17 protein-coding genes are annotated in these 18,392 nt (G+C 38.8%); 6 read left to right on the plus strand and 11 right to left on the minus strand.

Going from position 1 to position 18,392, the window contains the following annotated elements; all coding sequences use genetic code 11:
- Positions 1–16: 16 nt before the first annotated feature.
- The 8 genes from M3166_RS15215 to M3166_RS15250 all read right to left on the minus strand — a co-directional run bounded on the left by M3166_RS15215 (position 17) and on the right by M3166_RS15250 (position 8,362).
- On the minus strand, positions 17–1,159 hold the full coding sequence (locus M3166_RS15215; RefSeq protein ID WP_251690708.1) for an acyl-CoA dehydrogenase family protein: 1,143 nt from the start codon (positions 1,157–1,159) through the stop codon (positions 17–19).
- Positions 1,160–1,316: 157 nt separating this feature from the next.
- Positions 1,317–2,222: an N-acetylmuramic acid 6-phosphate etherase gene (murQ, locus tag M3166_RS15220; protein WP_251690709.1), complete on the minus strand. Its 906-nt coding sequence runs from the start codon at positions 2,220–2,222 to the stop codon at positions 1,317–1,319.
- Positions 2,219–3,196, minus strand: a complete 978-nt coding sequence (locus M3166_RS15225) for an N-acetylglucosamine kinase (RefSeq protein WP_251690710.1) — start codon at positions 3,194–3,196, stop codon at positions 2,219–2,221. Before M3166_RS15225 ends, murQ begins: the two co-directional genes overlap by 4 nt.
- Positions 3,197–3,209: 13 nt before the next feature.
- On the minus strand, positions 3,210–4,241 hold the full coding sequence (locus M3166_RS15230) for a serine hydrolase domain-containing protein (RefSeq protein ID WP_251690711.1): 1,032 nt from the start codon (positions 4,239–4,241) through the stop codon (positions 3,210–3,212).
- Between the two features lie 10 nt (positions 4,242–4,251).
- Positions 4,252–5,076 carry a carbohydrate ABC transporter permease gene (locus tag M3166_RS15235; RefSeq protein ID WP_251690712.1) on the minus strand — a complete coding sequence of 275 codons (825 nt, stop codon included), beginning with the start codon at positions 5,074–5,076 and terminating at the stop codon, positions 4,252–4,254.
- 14 nt (positions 5,077–5,090) lie between these two features.
- Positions 5,091–5,984 (minus strand): carbohydrate ABC transporter permease, encoded by an 894-nt coding sequence (locus M3166_RS15240; RefSeq protein ID WP_251690713.1) that lies wholly within the window; start codon positions 5,982–5,984, stop codon positions 5,091–5,093.
- A 71-nt stretch (positions 5,985–6,055) separates the two neighbouring features.
- Positions 6,056–7,459: an extracellular solute-binding protein gene (locus M3166_RS15245; RefSeq protein ID WP_251690714.1), complete on the minus strand. Its 1,404-nt coding sequence runs from the start codon at positions 7,457–7,459 to the stop codon at positions 6,056–6,058.
- A gap of 57 nt (positions 7,460–7,516) precedes the next feature.
- Positions 7,517–8,362: a MurR/RpiR family transcriptional regulator gene (locus M3166_RS15250; protein WP_251690715.1), complete on the minus strand. Its 846-nt coding sequence runs from the start codon at positions 8,360–8,362 to the stop codon at positions 7,517–7,519.
- 211 nt (positions 8,363–8,573) lie between these two features.
- Between M3166_RS15250 and M3166_RS15255 the strand changes: the two genes are divergently transcribed.
- The gene (locus M3166_RS15255) at positions 8,574–9,149 is read left to right on the plus strand and encodes a metallophosphoesterase family protein (protein WP_251690716.1); all 576 of its coding nucleotides are present in this window, start codon (positions 8,574–8,576) and stop codon (positions 9,147–9,149) included.
- Positions 9,150–9,208: 59 nt separating this feature from the next.
- Here the strand turns inward: M3166_RS15255 and M3166_RS15260 are convergent, their stop codons facing one another.
- Together M3166_RS15260 and M3166_RS15265 are read right to left on the minus strand one after the other, a co-directional pair.
- Positions 9,209–10,108, minus strand: a complete 900-nt coding sequence (locus M3166_RS15260; RefSeq protein WP_251690717.1) for a radical SAM/SPASM domain-containing protein — start codon at positions 10,106–10,108, stop codon at positions 9,209–9,211.
- A gap of 152 nt (positions 10,109–10,260) precedes the next feature.
- Positions 10,261–10,758, minus strand: coding sequence for a DUF1456 family protein (locus M3166_RS15265; protein WP_008405641.1), 498 nt, complete (start codon positions 10,756–10,758; stop codon positions 10,261–10,263).
- Between the two features lie 321 nt (positions 10,759–11,079).
- Between M3166_RS15265 and M3166_RS15270 the strand changes: the two genes are divergently transcribed.
- From M3166_RS15270 to M3166_RS15290, 5 genes are all read left to right on the plus strand, one after another.
- A complete protein-coding gene (locus M3166_RS15270; protein WP_251690718.1) occupies positions 11,080–12,747 on the plus strand; it encodes a peptide ABC transporter substrate-binding protein in 1,668 nt (555 codons plus the stop codon).
- Positions 12,748–12,876: 129 nt separating this feature from the next.
- Positions 12,877–13,806 (plus strand): ABC transporter permease, encoded by a 930-nt coding sequence (locus M3166_RS15275; protein WP_251690719.1) that lies wholly within the window; start codon positions 12,877–12,879, stop codon positions 13,804–13,806.
- A complete protein-coding gene (locus M3166_RS15280) occupies positions 13,806–14,741 on the plus strand; it encodes an ABC transporter permease (protein ID WP_251690720.1) in 936 nt (311 codons plus the stop codon). Before M3166_RS15275 ends, M3166_RS15280 begins: the two co-directional genes overlap by 1 nt.
- Positions 14,742–14,756: 15 nt before the next feature.
- The gene (locus M3166_RS15285; protein WP_251690721.1) at positions 14,757–15,809 is read left to right on the plus strand and encodes an ABC transporter ATP-binding protein; all 1,053 of its coding nucleotides are present in this window, start codon (positions 14,757–14,759) and stop codon (positions 15,807–15,809) included.
- A complete protein-coding gene (locus tag M3166_RS15290) occupies positions 15,802–16,707 on the plus strand; it encodes an ABC transporter ATP-binding protein (RefSeq protein WP_251690722.1) in 906 nt (301 codons plus the stop codon). Before M3166_RS15285 ends, M3166_RS15290 begins: the two co-directional genes overlap by 8 nt.
- A 153-nt stretch (positions 16,708–16,860) precedes the next feature.
- On the opposite strand, the gene M3166_RS15295 is transcribed toward M3166_RS15290, so the two are convergent.
- Complete coding sequence (locus tag M3166_RS15295; protein ID WP_251690723.1) at positions 16,861–18,348, minus strand: class I adenylate-forming enzyme family protein; 1,488 nt, start codon at positions 18,346–18,348, stop codon at positions 16,861–16,863.
- Positions 18,349–18,392: the final 44 nt, after the last annotated feature.

Raw genomic sequence — 18,392 nt, forward strand, 5'->3', positions numbered from 1 at the left:
ATCCCCTTTGTAAGTACTATTTTATAATTTGCTTTGCGATAATCCCCTTCATGATTTCGGTCGTTCCTGCGTAAATTGCTGCTACCGGAATATCACGATATCGTCTTGCGATTTCATATTCCTCCATATAACCGTAACCACCGTGCAGCTGCAGACAATCTGATACGACACGCTTGGCCATTTCACTGATCCACCATTTGGCCATCGATACTTCCTTCACGATATCTTCTCCTGCAATATGTTTGGCAATTAAACTATCGACATATGTACGGCCAAGGTCAATTTCAGTCGCCATTTCCGCTAACTTGAATTGAGTATTTTGGAAATCGGCGATGCGGCTGCCGAATGCCTTTCGTTCTTTTACATAGTCTACTGTCAGTTTTAAGCAGCATTCAGCCTCGATTTGTGTTTCTATAGCGACAATAAGTCTTTCCTGCTGCAGTTTTTCCATTAAATAATAGAAGCCACGGTTTTCTTCCCCTAAAAGGTTTTCTGCAGGTACACGTACATCTTCAAAAATAAGCTCTCCTGTATCTGCACTGTGCATTCCGATTTTATCGAGTTTTTTTCCGCGCTTGAAACCAGGTGTACCATTTTCCACAATAAGCAGACTAACACCTTTATATGCCGGAGTGGCCTGCGGATCTGTTTTACAAACGACAACAACATAATCTGCATGTATGCCATTCGTAATAAACGTTTTTTCACCATTTAAAATATAAAAATCGCCATCTTTTTTCGCGGTCGTTTGAATGCCTGCAAGATCAGAGCCTGCACCCGGTTCCGTCATAGCAATAGCTGAAATGTACTCGCCTGTAACGCTTTTAGGAAGCCATTTCTCCTTTTGTCCAGTTGTCCCGTATGCTTCAATATAAGGTGTCACAATATCGGAATGAAGTGAAATCCCGCTTGCTAACCCTGCACCGACACGCTCAAGTTCCTCCGTTAATATAGCAGAATAGCCAAAATCCAGTGCAAGCCCCCCATACTCTTCACTCACCATTGGACATAAAAAGCCATTCTCCCCAAGCTTCAGCCAAAACTCACGTGGAATATCCCGATCCTTTTCCCATTGTTCAAAATATGGATATGCCTCTTTATCCAGCATTTTGCGTAAAGCTTTTCTAAACATCTCATGCTCTTCAGTATAAATGTCCATTTCCCCGCCCCCTTTGTTTTTTCTGAATATTATTACACTTTGATTTTAACAGGCACAAAAAATGGAAACAATGTTTTTATAAGAAATATTATTGCACTATACAGAAATTCTGGTGAAAAAAAGAGTTGCCAGAATTAGTTCATGACAACTCTCGGTATTAACTATTGTTTAAAAGTAAAATAGCTTTTCTTGTATGGCCATTTACTTGTTCTAACGCAAGTTTTACTCGTTCATAATTTTCATTTGTTTTTAGCATAACAATTGCCGGCTTAACAGCAAATTTTGTTTTTTCAAGTACTTCTTCTGCTTCCTCATATTTGCAGTCCGTCGCATCGATGACAATTCTTTTAGCCCGCTCTATTAATTTTTTATTGCTTGCATGTACATCGACCATTAAGTTTTCGTACGTTTTGCCTAATTGCACCATAGACGCTGTACTGATCATATTTAAAATCATTTTATGTGATGTGGCTGCTTTTAATCGTGTTGACCCTGTTAATATTTCGGGCCCTACAACAACTTCAATCGCTTCTTCCGCATAGCGGCTTACTTCAGAATTAATATTGCTCGTCAAACTTACCGTGTAGGCACCGACAGATTGCGCATACTCTAAAGCACCCATTACAAATGGGGTCGTTCCACTTGCCGTAATACCGATAATGGAATCGAACTGCGTTATGTTTTTTTCCTTTAACTTGTTTATTCCATCTTCCAAACGATCTTCAGCATTTTCAACTGCTTGGAAAAATGCATCCTTTCCGCCTGCCATGATCGTTTGTACTAGTTCCGGATCGGTCATAAAAGTAGGGGGACATTCAGATGCATCAAGCATTCCTAAACGACCACTAGTTCCCGCACCGATATAAAAAAGGCGGCCACCGTTATTCATGTTTTCAACCACTCTTTTAATTACTTTCTCAATGGTAGGTAAAACTTGTTCAACACTATTCACAACCTGCATATCTTCTTTATTCATGATTTGAAGTATGTCCGAGATAGGCATTACATCCAAATTCATTGTTTCATTATTACGTTTTTCAGTCGTTAATTGATCGTAATTCATGTTATCTCACCTTCCAATAGACGCCATGTTTGTTGAATCGTTTGTTTAACTACATCACTTACTTCCTTATTACTTTCATGTAACGCTAATAAGTAAGCTCCAACTGTCCCCGGAATTGTTGGCTTCAAAGCAATCAAATCTGGAAATCGCGATGAAAAACGGACGATAAACTCTTCAAAAAATATATTGTTCAAAAATAATCCGCCGTGTAATACAACCGGCTTCGTCCGATCAATTCGTGAATAGGCACTTTCAATAAGTTCCAGTAAAGCTTCTTGAACGGCACTGACCATGGATTTTGCTAATAAATCTTCTGTAAAAGCATCCAGAACAATCCTGCTTACAGATGAAATAGCTGTTACAGGATTTGTGCTTCCGTAAACTTTTGTAATGAGTTGGTCAGGTGACAGTACATTAAAATGGGTCAATATCTTTTCCTGAAAAGGTTTCAAAGGTACTTGGTCATCATGCGCTTTTAAAACGGAACGAATGGCAAGCTTCCCTAAATGATACCCGCTTCCTTCGTCACCCAATAAATAGCCCCAGCCACCAACACGAAATGTTTTTTGCTGCTCATAACCGAATATAATCGCTCCGGTTCCAGCAATAAGTAAAGTGCCTTCCCTGCCCCAAGTACCCGCTGCCAATGCGGCATGGATATCACTCTGGATTTTAAGTTTTTCCAGAACGGGTGATTGCTTAAACGTATCATATATTTTCTGTTGTTCAGCTTGTCGATCTGCCCCTGCCATCGCAGCAAATACCGTTTCCACATCTTTAAATGCGACCCCTGTCTTTATTAACAACCGGTTGATTAACTCATTTATAAGTGTGTACAACTGCTCTGTTGAAATCGCTGTTAAATTGCCGGAACTTCCTTTGGCAACTGCAAGTAAATGTCCACTTTCATCACCAATTACAGCGGTTGTTTTTGTGCCGCCACCATCTATACCAATCCATAGTTTTCCTGACATATGCTCACCTTATCTATTCATTTTCAAGTGCAACTAAGTTGTGCACAATTCGTCGAAACCGTTGAATTTCACAACCCCGTCCAAAATGAACGCGATTTGTTAACAAAATAATCGCTAATTGCTTCTCATCCGATATCCAAATTGAAGTGCCCGTAAAACCGGTATGCCCAAAACCGTCTCGCAAATATTGGCCGGAAAATGAAGGCGAAGAATACAATTGCCACCCTAAGCCACGCTGTTCCTCATGTTGCTTAGTAAAACTTTGCTTTGCTAATTGTTTAGTATGCTCGTGAAAAATAGAATCGGTACCCTTCATAAACGATTGAGCAAACTTTGCCAAGTCTTCTGCAGTCGAAAACAACCCTGCGTGCCCGCTTACTCCGCCAAAATGCAGTGCATTTTCATCATGTACTTCACCCCACTGATGTTTCTTTAAATAGGTACGATATTCAGTAGCAGCAATATTCCTCAGTAACTGGACAGACGGATTAAATACGGTATTGTGCATATGAAGCGGCTGAAATACATTTTTATCGGCATAGTCTGCTAATGAAATTCCGGTAACCTTTTCTATTAGTTTTCCTAATAAAATATAGTTTACATCACTATAGATCACCTGCTGCTCTACATTTTTCCGTCCTGTTTCCTGTGCTATCCGTTCAATGACATCTGTGTAAGCTATCCCTTCTATATAAAACTTAATTTCAGCCTGAAAGCCGCTAGTATGTGTTAATAAATGACGAATCTTAACTTCTTCATGCATCAACTTAAGTTCCGGAAAGTAGTAGCTAATGGAATCATCTAAATCAATCAACCCCTGCTCAAGCAATAATAAAATCGAGCTTGCCGTTGCTGTTACTTTCGTTAATGAAGCACAATCAAACAGCGTCTGTTCCGTCATTGGAATTTGCTGCTTTGTATGTGCCATCCCAAATGCTTTACAGTAAAGGGCATCTTCTGCATTTGCCACAGCCAATACCGCACCAGGCAGTTCTTTATTATGGACCGCTGTTTCAATAAACTCTTCAACTCGTGATAAAGACATAATTCCCCTCCTATTTGATTGCACCTTCAGTCATACCTTTTACGATATGGCGTTGGAAAATCGAATAGAAAATGATTACCGGAATAACAGCAATACATAGTCCCGCAAATAATACACCCCATGCACTGTCGTATTGCGCGTCTATTTTCAGTAAATTCATCGCAACACCTAACGTATTTTTACTTTCGGTTTGCAGTAAAATTAACGCCATAAAAAATTCATTCCAATATGAAATGGCATTTAAGATTGTAACTGTCATAATCCCAGACTTGATGAGTGGTGTCACAATTTTAAACAAAATTCCATATGGACTCATACCATCAACGACCGCTGCTTCTTCCAGCTCTTTAGGAATATTTCCTATAAACCCAACGAGAATGAAGATCGTAAATGGTACATGTGAAATGGCATAAACAAGCGATAACGCCCACAAGTTATCCAGTAAATTAAACTTCATTAATAAGAAAAATAGAGGGATCCAACCTAAAACGGATGGAATCATCATTGATGCTAAATAAACATTCACTAGCACTTCACCAAATTTCGAACGAACACGCTCCAATGCATAAGCTGTCGGAATCGATAATAGGAGTGTTAAAAACGAGCCAAGTACTGTTACAAAAAAACTGTTTAAAAATGCTCGCCCGATATTGTAGTCATTCCATGCACGTTCAAAATTTGTAAAACTAAAATCAGTCGGGAATGACCAAGGTGACGTGAAGATTTCTGCATTCGATTTAAACGCACCCATAAACATCCATATTAATGGGAAAATAACGATAAACGCCCATAGGATTAACGGGATACGTACTAAAATTTGTGAAACTACTTTCATCTAAATTCCCCCCGCTAATATTCGACTTTTTCTTTTTTCAATATAAATTGCGAAATGAGAACAGTAATGAGCGATACGACCAGGATTAGAACACCAATCGCTGCACCATAGCCAAATTGGAAGTCTTCAAACGCGCGCTGGTATAAATACGAGCCCATTACTTCTGAAGCACTTCCCGGGCCACCACCTGTCATTACTTGCACAAGTACAAACGAACCGTTAAGAGACGTAATAATGATATAAAGAATGGATGTTTTTATTTGTGGCCAAACAAGCGGAACCGTAATATGCCAAAATTGCTGCCATTCGGATGCACCATCAATATCTGCAGCTTCATATAAACTTTTTGGCACATTCGAAATACCACCCATAATAAGGAGCATAAATAACCCAATCCCTGCCCATATTGCGGGAATCGCTATACTAGGCAGTACCCAGGTTTTATCACCTAACCAAGGGCGGGCCCAATCTGTCAATCCGACCTGATTTAATAAGCTGTTGACAATTCCCATGTTCGGATCATAAATAAACTGCCATAAAATCCCGATGACTACTACGGACATAATATTAGGAAAGAAGAATACAATTCGATAAAATGGCGCTTCTTTAATCTTAAGCTGTGTTAATGCCACTGCAAAAAATAGAGCGAGCGTCATGATCCCAATGACTTTTACAAAAACGAAGAAAAAGTCATTTATGATTGCCTTTTTAATAATGGAGTCGTTCCATAGACGAATATAATTATCTAAGCCGATAAATGTTTTGTTTGCGCTTGTTCCGGACCAGTCAAAAAATGAGTAATACAACCCGCCTAACATAGGATAAACAGTAAAAATTAAAAAGAGCAGAAAAGTCGGCAGTAAACAAAATGCTAAAAACAAATATTTGCTTTTGGAAGAAAAGGTCATTGTCGTTACTCCTTTCTCTATTGATTAAATAAGGTTGCTAAAAAGCTTTTAGCAACCTCATTTTCCTTACCTTATTTTCTTAGTTCCTCTGCTTTTTTCACCATCTTATCGACGAATTCCTCAGCAGTAATTTCACCAAGTAAGATATCAATAATTAGTAATTTAATTTCATTTGTAATTTCAACCGAAATTTTTTGCACTTCAGCATCTGGTGTGTAACGTTTGTACGTATGAACAGCACCTGGATTATTGATCATTTCATTAATATTTTTCAAGAAATCCTGAACATTCGTATTCGAAGACAGATCAACATCTTTCATGTTCATAATCGCACCTGTTGCTTCAGCAAATGCCTGCGCATATTCTTCCGTAAAGATGAATTCTAAAAATGCCTTTGCAGCTTCCGGATTTTGCGATTTTTCAGCAATGGCAATTGTACGGATATCCGGTACAAGTGCTAATGGCTTACCAGGATCATTCATCGGTGTTGGTGTGAAGCCAAATTCAAAACTGTCCGGCGTATCATTTTTCATTTCATTTGGTAACCAGAAACCTACTGGAATATAAGCATTTTTATGCATTAAGAAGTTCATTTGTGATTGCGTATGGTTGTAAGCCGCAAAACCGCTATCAATTACGCCTGCTTTAGCAATTTTTTCAACCTTCTTCAATACTTCAAGCGTTTCAGGTTTTTTCCAAGCCTCTACTACACCGTTGTTTAAGTCATTTAATAACTCTTCGCCGCCTGCTGCAGCAAATGCCGGGTTCAATACGCCACGGTGGAAGTATTGTGTATGCTGCCCTGTCGTTACAAATGGTGCAATTTTTGTGTCAGCCTTAATTTTTTCCATAGAACTGATCCAGCTGTCAAAGTCAGTTGGTACTTCCCATCCGTTTTCTTCAAACCACTTCGTGTCATACCAAGTTCCCCAAGTATCGAATACTAATGGTAAACTATAGATTTTCCCGCCATCTACTTCTTCTGCCGGCGAGATAAAGCTGTCTAATAGTGCTTTACCGTTTTCAAGTTTAACCCCTTTTGCAAATTCACTAATATCCATTAACTGACCTTCAGCGATCATTTGTGTTTCACTAGCTCCTGCCCCATCGATATATACGACATCAGGTGGTGTTTCTGAAATCCAGCGTGTGTTCATCTCTGTATTAATATTCGGACCTGCATGTTCAACAATTTCTAAATCCGGATGCTGTTTTTGGAAGTCCCCAATAACTTGCTTCCACCATCCATCACCATATCCTCCGACAAAATATTGAATTTCCAGTTTGCCTGACAAACCATCCCCTGTACTTTCTGTAGAAGTATTATCCGATGAAGTCGTTGATTGTTCAGTATTGCTGTTTCCTTCAGTGTCGCTGTTTGATTCCTCGTCATTCGAACACGCAACGAGCAATAACATTAAACTCATTAATGCTACTAAAAACCAAGTCTGCTTTCTCTTTTTCATAACAAACATACATTACACCCCTTCATTTTCATTATGTTAACTATATGAATATAGTCAGCACCAATATTAACGAGAGAAACCCTTAATTACCTCGAGTGTGCGATTTAACGCAATTATCGAATTATCATAGTTTAATGTGGCAATTCCTGTATATAAAATATCAATTAATGTCAGTTGGGCGATGCGTGATGCGGTTGCCGAGCTACGAATATCCGCTTCATTAGAAACAACGTATAATGCATAGTCTGCAAAGCTTTGTATTGTATTTCGCTTGTTTTGCGTCATTGTAATAATCGTTGTCTGATTCTCTTTTGCAACTGTAAGCGCATTAATAATTTCCTTCGTTTCACCTGAGTACGAGATTGCGAATACAACATCCTCGCTCGTTGCATGTGTTGCGGCAATAAGCTGCCCATGACTATCGAAAATCGTTTCACAGCTTTTATTGATCCGCTTCAATTTGTGTTCGAAATCCTGTGCAACGATTGCTGAAGCTCCGATGCCAATAAAGATGATCTTTTTCGCATTATTAATTTTATGGATAATCTTTTCAAGTTCTCTTTCACCATTAATCATTAGCGTTCGTTGGATTGCGTCGATATTATGCATTTCAATTGTCTGTATCATTTGGAGTATCGTTGAATCTTTTTCTAATTCAAAGTTGTGGTTGTGTGGAATTTTCAGAGTAGGTGCTGAAGCAATACTTAGTTTTAAATCTTTGAAACCGGAAAAGTTTAATGCCCTGCACATCCTCACAATTGTTGCTTCGCTTGTTTTAGCTTTTTCAGCCAACACAGCAATCGGCATGCGAATGACATCATCTAAATGGCTTAATATATATAAAGCCACATTTCTTTCAGCAGGTTTAAGCAATTCCATCCCCGAACGTATTCTTTCAATACTATTTTCCAAGTTTATTACCTACTCTCGAACAAAATGTTGTAAAACTTCATTATTAATTTAATATATATGAAATTTAACTTCATAATAAAACCTATATTGCTAGTCGTCAAGAATTTATTTAAATTTTCTGAAAATAAATGGATTTTAATGTATTATTTTATTGATAAATTGACTATTGCTATAATATTGTAGAAATTCAATTATACGGTGGTGAATCTTTATGAAGTATGCATTTTTGAGTGACTTACATTCGCACTATAAAAATACGAAAAAGGTGTTAAATCATATACAGCAAGTAGCGCCCAATGCAGAGATTATTGGCTTAGGAGATTTGTTTGAGTGTAAAATCGGCAAGAAAAAGGCAAAAATGGTTCGGCATGCAAAGTTAAAAGATGCAGCTATAGTTGATGAAAGGTTTATGAGCCTCTTAACATTCCCTTCAATTATCGGGAATCAGGAAGAACGTATTGCCCTAGTAACAGGGGATGAGCGCTTTCTTCAATATGAAAATGCGCTTGTAATTGAACACGCCACTTTAATTCATGGGCACCAAATAGAGTGGGATAAAACATTCAATCCTACCTTCCCGAACATTGAAACGCCATTGCTGTTTTTTGGACATAGTCATGAAGCTGCGATCTATAAAGATGGGCTACGACATTCTGTCCCTTACGATATCCCGCTGGCTGTCGGAAAAAATCAATACCAGATTAATGTCGGTCCTGTCGTTGATAATAAAGAATGGTGTCTGTATGACAGCGAGGAAATGACGGTTACATTTATGCAGGCTCAATAGGAAAAGGCTGCCCTGGAGTAAATTCAGGACAGCCTTTTTTAATCTTTCAATATAGCGGACTATAAAACATCCGGCAGCTCGGAATCCATACCAAATTTTTGGCGGAAACCGCATTTCTTGCAAAGTTCTTCAATAGCTTCACGACGGGAAAATCCGTCTACTAAGTTTTGTGCACGGTCAGTAGTAATAATGTCGCCGAACTTCTGATCGTGGACATTCCCTAAATTAATGACACCCTCGCCATCCAAACAGCAAGGTACAACAGAGCCATCTACTAAAATGGCTGCATGTGTACGCAATGCATGACAGAACCCTTTGCCTTCATCCGCTTTTTCAAGCAGGCTCGGCCAGCGGAATTCATGATCTTGGTTTAAATAAATATTTTTTGCGATTTTTACTCCTGAGCCCATTTCTACCCGCTCTTGAATTTCATAGTCCAACTCATACTCTTTTTCCAGAATTTCAAGTGTTTCGCGGTTTCTGCGGTTTGCCAGCTCGGAAACATTTTTGCGCTGTAAATTCCATAGACGGTAAGAAATAATGACATTATGTTTTCTTACATCCCGTACAAATTCCAAAATATCACCTAAGTACTTTTCACGGTTTTCAGATCCTTCATGTCCATCAAAACTATGAAGCGAAAAGTTTATTTGTCTGAGTGCAGGCTTGCCCAGCAGCTTTTCACGGTTCTTTTTAATTAATGTCCCGTTTGTCGTAATATTTACTTTAAAGCCTTTTTCATGTGCAATATCGAGTAACTGCCCGATGCGCGGATGCAATAAAGGCTCCCCTTTTACATGTAGGTATATATATTTTGTGTAGCCGCTAATTTCATCTAAAATATGAGCAAATTGCTCTACCTTTATTAATCCTTTTGCTCGCTCTGTAGGTGGACAAAAGCTGCATGCTAAATTACATACACTTGTAATTTCGATATACACTTTCTTAAAAGTTTTCAACGCTCGTTCACCATTCCTTTTTTTGATCCTAAACAATACTTCTCATTGTAACAAATTTCTTATGTAAAAAGGAAGCTGTCTGTTTGGCTTAACACACAATGCAAATAAAAAACCGCCTAGAATATGAATGATATTCTAGGCAGTTCGTATTTTTATCCGCGGTAGCGAACGGATAGGCCTTTAAGGAATTTACGGGCAAAGTTGTCGCCGCATTCTTTGTAATTACGGTGACCCGGTTTACGCATAATGGCGCCAAGTTCGCCTTTTGATACTGCAATACCCCCGTCATCAAGCACATCCAGCATCTCTTCTGTCGTCAGCTGGCATGCCACTTTCAGCTTTTTCAGCATCATGTTGTTAACATGATCCGGCTTTTCCTGCACAGGCGCTGGCTGCCCTTCTTTTTTAGGCATCGGTCCACGCTTATACGTAATCAACCCATTGAAAAATGCTTCCAAATTTTTATGATTCACTTTCATTTGGTCATAATCAGCAGGTGCTTCCTCATCTTTTTCCAAAGACTTCGTTAAAATTTTCGGCATATCCTCCGGGGAAACTGTAACGCCACCTAACTTAAAAATTTCAATCATTTCTTTATTTTTCAAATCCAATGCATAACGCGTTCGGATGAGAATATCATTATTATCCATAATAACCTCCATACTTCTTTCGCTAGCAAATATTATATCAGAGGTTGGACTTGGAATGTTAGCGTGATCTCTTAAACGTTCCATATCTTTTAGCGTATTTTTTCATCCATTTCCACTCAGCAAAAACTAGTATTCACAATATTTCAAATCCAGAAACCCCGCGCAAAATCAATAACACTAAATAGTAATTTTATGCTCTAAACAGAAAATTTACGTGATTTATAAAAAAATAGGTTTATAATTTTCTGAAGATTTGATATAGTTATATTGCATTAATTTGCAAAAAATATCATGTTTTTACACAAAATGGGGGGTTTTAAGATGAAATTGAACAAGTTTCTAACACTTTTCATGGCACTTGTACTATCTGTAGTACTTGCGGCATGTGGTGGGGACGACAGTAAGGACAATGAAACATCGGAAGGTTCTACAGGTACTGAAACAAATAATGAAGGGTCTACAAGCACTTCATCAGAACCAAAAGAGCTTAACCTAGTATTTATGTCTGAACCACCGTCTTTACACCCGGGTTTAGCGTCTGATACTACATCAAGTACTGCTATCAACAACATTTTCGAAGGTTTAATGACAATGGAAAACGGCGTTCCGGTTGAGGCTGCCGCTGAAAGCTATGAGATTTCCGATGACTTATTAACTTATACATTTAATTTACGTGATTCAAAATGGTCTAACGGAGACCCTGTAACAGCAAACGACTTTGCTTTTGCTTGGAAATGGGCATTAACTCCAGAAAACGCTTCTGAATACGCGTCAATTTTATATCCAATCAAAGGCGCTGAAGCTTACCACTCAGGTACTGGCTCTGCCGATGATTTAGGTATTAAAGTTGTGGATGACAAAACGTTAGAAGTGACATTAGAAGTTCCAACACCATATTTCTTGGAATTAACTGCTTTCAAAACATTTTCACCAATTCACCAAGCTACTCAAGAAGCAAATGCTAACTGGTACACTGAAGCAGATTCAATCGTATCAAATGGTGCATACACTCTAACGGAGTGGGTTCACAACGGTAACTTGGTATTCACTAAATCAGAAAATTACTGGGATGCTGAAAACGTAAAAATTGATACAGTAAATGTAGCAATCGTTGAATCTGAAGCTTCTCAAATGAACATGTTTGATGCAGGTGAAGTTGACTTCTTAGGAACAAGCTATGGTTCTATCTCTCTAGATGCAATCGATCGCTTAAAATCAGAAGGTACGCTTAAAGTTGCTGAATACTCAGGCGTTTACTGGTATAAATTCAACACGACAGATAAAGTAACGGGTAACTTAAATATTCGTAAAGCTTTAACTTTAGCAATTGACCGTGCAAGCTTAATCACTAATATTACGAAGGCGGAGCAACAACCTGCATTGGGTTATGTTCCAAACTCGGTAGATGGTTTTGGCGATGATGAAGGCTATTTCAAAGATGCTGATTTCGAAGGTGCGAGAGAATATTTAGCAAAAGGTTTAGAAGAACTTGGTTTATCAGATCCATCTGAATTAGAAGTTACTGTTTCACACAACACTTCTGAAGCTCATGCTGCGATTGCACAATTCATTCAACAAGGATGGACAAAAGAATTAGGTATTAATGCAAAACTTGATAACTCAGAATGGCAAGTATATTTAGACAAACTTTCTAACTTAGATTATCAAGTAGGTCGTTTAGGCTGGATTGCTGACTTCAACGATGCTTACACATTCCTGGAAATGTATAACTCTGCGAAAAACGGAAACAACGATACTGGTTGGGAAAATGCTGAATACACTGCCCTATTAAAACAATCAGTTACTGAGACAGATCCAGAAAAACGTACTCAGATTATGTTACAAGCAGAAGCAATCATGGCTGAAGAAGTTCCAGTTGCGCCAATCTACTACTATACTAACCCTTACGTTGTAAAAGATTATGTAACAGGCATGGAGCCAGATGCATTAGGTAATATTTCACTTAAAAATGTTGATATCAACAAATAATTTTTACGTATCAACACAACTTACTGTGTATTTTTAAATGAAAGGCTGCTCAGAATCCATGTGATTTAGGGCAGCCTTTCCTAATATTTCTGAATATTCATTACTTTACAACAAGGAGGGGGTTGTCTAATGCTTAACTATATTTTTAAGCGAATAATTTACATTTTGATAGCATTATTCTTTATCATTTCGGCAACGTTCTTTTTAATGAAGCTCGCACCAGGAAGCCCATTTGCCAGTGAACGTGAGCTATTACCAGCAATCGAACAGCAACTAAATGAAAAATACGGCCTCGATAATCCATGGTATATCCAATATAAAGATTATTTAATCTCTTCACTTACATTTGATTTTGGAGAATCCATGAAATATAAAGGACGTTCAGTAAACGATATGATTTCAGAAGGATTTCCTGTTTCATTAGTATTAGGTTTAGAAGCAATGCTGTTAGCAATAGGTTTTGGAATTTTATTAGGTGTTATTTCAGCGCTCTATCACAATAAATTTCCTGACTATGTGTCGACTGTCATCGCTGTTATAGGTATTTCTGTCCCATCCTTCATTCTTGCAGCGTTATTACAGCTGTATTTGTCACTAAAAGCTGGTTGGTTCCCTGTAACGGGATGGAAAGGCTTTAGCTATACGGTTTTACCTGCAATCGCTATTGCCCTGTCACATGTAGGGTTTATTGCAAAACTTACTCGATCGAGTATGCTGGAACAAAATAATAGTGAATATGTAAAGCTTGCCCGTGCAAAAGGAATTGGAAAATGGACAATTGTATTTAAACACTCTCTTCGTAATGCGTTGTTGCCGGTAATCACTTATTTAGGACCTTTAACTGCCGGCGTATTGACAGGTAGTTTCATTATTGAACAAATTTTCGCTATTCCAGGTATTGGTCGTCACTTTGTTCAATCCATTACAAACCGTGACTACACGACAATTATGGGAGTAACTGTTTTCTATTCGATTCTTTTATTAATAGCGGTATTAATTGTAGACATTTTGTATCACTTTATTGACCCTCGCATCAAATTGAAAGGAGCGAAAAAATAATGACTATAGAAAATAAATATAATGACCAAATCGCTCCGGAGCGTTTTAAAATTGTAGGCGCCCGTCCAAATGATGCGGATTCCTTAAACAAAAAGCAAATTTCCTTTTGGCAAGAGGTTATGTACCGTTTTTCACATAATAAGCTCGCAATTATAGGCTTGATTATTTTAGCGTTTATTACGATTATGGGCATCTTTGCACCGATGTTTTCCTCTTGGACTTATGAAGAAAATACGGGTCTTTACAATACAGCCCCTTCAGCTGCCCACTGGTTCGGTACTGACGACCTTGCACGCGACTTATTCGTTCGCGTATGGATTGGCGCACGAATTTCGTTATTCATCGGTCTTGCCGCAGCTGTGATCGATTTAATTATTGGTGTTCTCTGGGGCAGTATTTCAGGATTACTTGGTGGCCGCGTAGATAACATTATGATGCGTATTGCCGATGTTTTAACAGCGATTCCTTATTTATTAGTTGTTATTATTCTACTAGTCGTTATGGAAAAAGGATTAATTCCTATGATTATCGCCCTCTCCTTTACCGGATGGGTAAACATGGCTCGTATCGTTCGTGCTGAAGTGCTTTCAATCAAGAGTCGTGAATTTGTTTTAGCATCTCGGACATTAGGTGCTGGTACATGGCATTTAATTAAACGTCATCTAATTCCAAATGCAATGGGGGCAATTCTAGTAACAATGACATTAACCATCCCAGCTGCTATCTTTACAGAATCATTTTTAAGCTATATTGGTTTAGGGGTACAACAACCGCTTGCAAGTTGGGGGACGATGGCTTCAGAAGGAAATAAGGCAATCCAATCTGCACCTTGGCGATTAATGTTCCCTGCCCTCTTCATTTCGTTAACGATTTTCGCATTTAACGCTGTTGGAGATGGTCTTCGCGATGCTTTAGATCCAAAATTACGTAAATAGAAAAGGGTGTACGATATGAAAAAGAAAATTTTAGAAGTTAATGATTTACATATTCATTTCAAAACGTACGCCGGTATTGTACAAGCTGTACGAGGCGTAAACTTTGAACTGTACGAAGGCGAAACATTAGCTATCGTAGGTGAATCGGGCTCAGGTAAAAGTGTTACGAGTAATGCTTTGATGAAGCTGATTCCTGAGCCACCCGGTATTTATGCAAAGGGCGAAATTAAATTTAATGGTCGTGATCTGATTCCTCTTTCAGAAAAAGAAATGTTGTCAATCCGGGGCAATGAAGTGGCAATGATTTTCCAAGATCCGATGACAGCACTTAACCCAACGATGCGAATCGGCAAGCAAATTATGGAAGTATTATTGAAGCATAAAAAAGTTTCCAGTAAAGGAGCAGCGAAAACTCGTTCCATTGAATTATTAAATCAAGTGGGTATCCCTTTTCCGGAAAAACGTTTTGCTTCTTATCCACACGAGCTTTCCGGTGGTATGCGTCAGCGCGTTGTCATCGCGATTGCCCTTGCTGCGGATCCTAAGCTTTTAATCGCTGATGAACCAACTACAGCACTCGACGTAACGATTCAGGCACAAATTTTAGAGTTGATGAAGGACATTCAAAAAAGTTCAAATACATCGATTATTTTTATTACCCATGATTTAGGGGTCGTGGCAAACGTGGCTGACCGTGTTGCCGTTATGTATGCCGGACAAATTGTTGAGTATGGTACAGTAGAGGACATTTTCTACAACCCTAAGCATCCTTATACTTGGGGTCTGCTAGGTTCAATGCCCGACTTAAACAACTCTACAGACGAGTTATTACGTGCAATACCTGGTTCACCGCCAAACTTGATTAATCCGCCTACAGGCTGTGCATTTGCCCCTCGCAATGAGCTGGCTTTAGCAATCGACTATGAGGAAGAGCCACCGATGTTCCAAGTTTCTGACACTCATTTTGCAAAAACTTGGTTACTTCATCCGAATGCTCCAAAAATTCCACTTCCTGAGGCGGTTGCTCGCCGTATTGAATCGGCAAAAGGAGGCACAGCTAATGCGTAAAAAGATTTTAGAAGTAAAAGGGTTAAAACAATATTTCGGTACTGGCAAAGAGCCAATTAAAGCGGTTGACGGCATTAGCTTCGACGTTTATGAAGGCGAAACCCTTGGACTAGTGGGTGAATCTGGCTGTGGTAAATCAACAACGGGACGTTCGATTATTCGCCTATATGATATTACTGAAGGTGAAATTTTATTTAACCAAAAAAATGTGAATTCTTATTCTTCAAGAAAAGAATCGATGCAGTTCAACCGTGACATGCAAATGATTTTTCAAGATCCCTACGCATCGTTAAACCCGCGAATGACAGCTGGTGAAATTATTGCGGAAGGCTACGATATTCACGGCCTTCACAAAAATAAAAAAGACCGTCAAGAAAAAATTGGAGAGCTGTTAGAATCTGTCGGTTTAAACCGTGAGCATGCAAACCGTTATGCACATGAATTTTCAGGCGGTCAACGTCAACGTATTGGGATTGCCCGCGCGTTAAGCTTAGATCCAAGCTTCATCATTGCGGATGAGCCAATTTCTGCTCTAGACGTATCTATTCAAGCTCAAGTCGTTAACTTATTAAAACAGCTACAAAAAGAACGTGGGTTAACATACTTATTCATTGCCCACGATTTATCGATGGTGAAGTATATCTCGGATCGTATTGCTGTTATGTATCGCGGAAAAATTTTAGAGTTAGGTGATGCGGATGAGATATACAACAATCCGATTCATCCTTATACAAAGTCTTTACTTTCTGCTGTACCTCAACCCAACCCTGAGTATGAGCGTAAACGTGTCCGTATTCCTTACAAGCATGAAGAAACACCTGATAATGCGGAGACTTTAGAAGCACGTCCAGGGCATTTCGTATTTGCCACAAAACAGCAACTTGCTAGCTGGTTATAAATAAAGAGCCGAGTATCCAATTTGAGTACTCGGCTTTTTTCATTATAGTGTCCAATTTCTCTACCATTTTCTCACTCCTTCATTGCAAAGGATTGGAAAATGGCCCTTTTATTTCTCATGAAAAATAGCCTCGACAAAATCGAGGCTATCATTTTATATCGTTTGTTTTGGTCTTAACGTATGCTTCAGTACTTTACCAGATGCATTTCGTGGCAGTTGATCGATAAAGTCGACTTCAAACGGAACTTTATATTTTGCAAGCTGTGTCATGCAATAGTCCAATACATCTTGTTCCATTAGTTGTTGGCCTTCTTTTAATACAACAAATGCCTTTGGAACTTCACCATAAACTTCATGAGGGACCCCTACGACCGCAGCCTCTAAAATCTGAGGCATTTGGTAAAGTACCTCTTCCACTTCAATCGGATAAATATTTTCTCCGCCGCGAATAATCATATCCTTTTTACGATCTACAATATATAAATAGCCTTCCTCGTCAAAACGGCCTAAATCTCCAGTATACAGCCATCCATCCTGAATCGACTTTGCTGTTTCTTCCGGTGCGCGCAAATATCCCTTCATTACTTGGGGACCTTTAACGCAAATTTCACCGACTTCCCCTAATGGCACAATTTCACCATTTGCATCACGCAGCTGAATTTCAGTCCGCGCTAACGGTTTGCCTACTGAACCGATTTTAAACAGTGCTGCATCATCCAGCAATGAACTCGCTGCAGGTGAATTTTCCGTTTGCCCGTACAAATTCTGTACTTTTACTTTCGGGAATGTATCCTTCAGACGCTTAACAAGCTCATATGGCATCGGTGCAGCGCCGTAACAGAACAGGCGCAGTTGACTAAATTCATAGGACTGCAGCTCTGGTTTGTTTAATAAAATCGTATACATTGCCGGTACACCAAAGAAAATGGTTGCCTTTGTTTCCACTAGATTTTTCAATGTTTGATCTGGTGAAAATGCTTCTTCTATAAGAACGGCTCCTCCTTTATAAATTGTCGGCACCGCAAATACATGGCTGCCTGCACAGTGGAATAATGGTGTACAAATAAACATACGGTCCTCAGTCGTCATATTCAATGAGTCAGACCAGATTTGCGCAGTCTCCAAAATATTCCGATGACTGAGCATAACCCCTTTTGGTTTTCCTGTCGTTCCGGATGTATACATAACAACGGACGTATCCTCAAGGTCTAACTGCGGTAATGCTGGAGAAGCGCTACTTCCATTTATAATTTCTTTGATTTGTGAAAGTGAAAGGATTTCCTGAAAATCATGTGTCGTAAGATCAATCGTCGCTTGCAGTTTTTCATCATATATTAAAATTTTTGCCTCTGAATGCTTAAATATAAAATCCACTTCAGGAGGAGCCAGCTTTGTATTCACAGGCATTACGGTTAAGCCTGCAAGCTGGACACCATAATAAACAGCCATAAATAAATGGGAGTTGAGCGCAAATTCTGCTACAATATCATCTTTTTGAAAACCCTTTTCAATCAGATAACCGGCAATTTTCCGCGAGTTCTTCAGAAGTTCTTCATATGACCATACTTCATTTTCAAATTGAATAGCCGTTGCATTCGGTGTCTCCAGAGCTTGGTCAACTAATGCCTGTAAAACTGTCATTTAAAATCCCCCTCAGTTTATAAATATCTTAATATTCTAAATTT

It is taken from the genome of Solibacillus isronensis (assembly GCF_023715405.1).
GTDB classification, from domain to species: domain Bacteria; phylum Bacillota; class Bacilli; order Bacillales_A; family Planococcaceae; genus Solibacillus; species Solibacillus isronensis_B.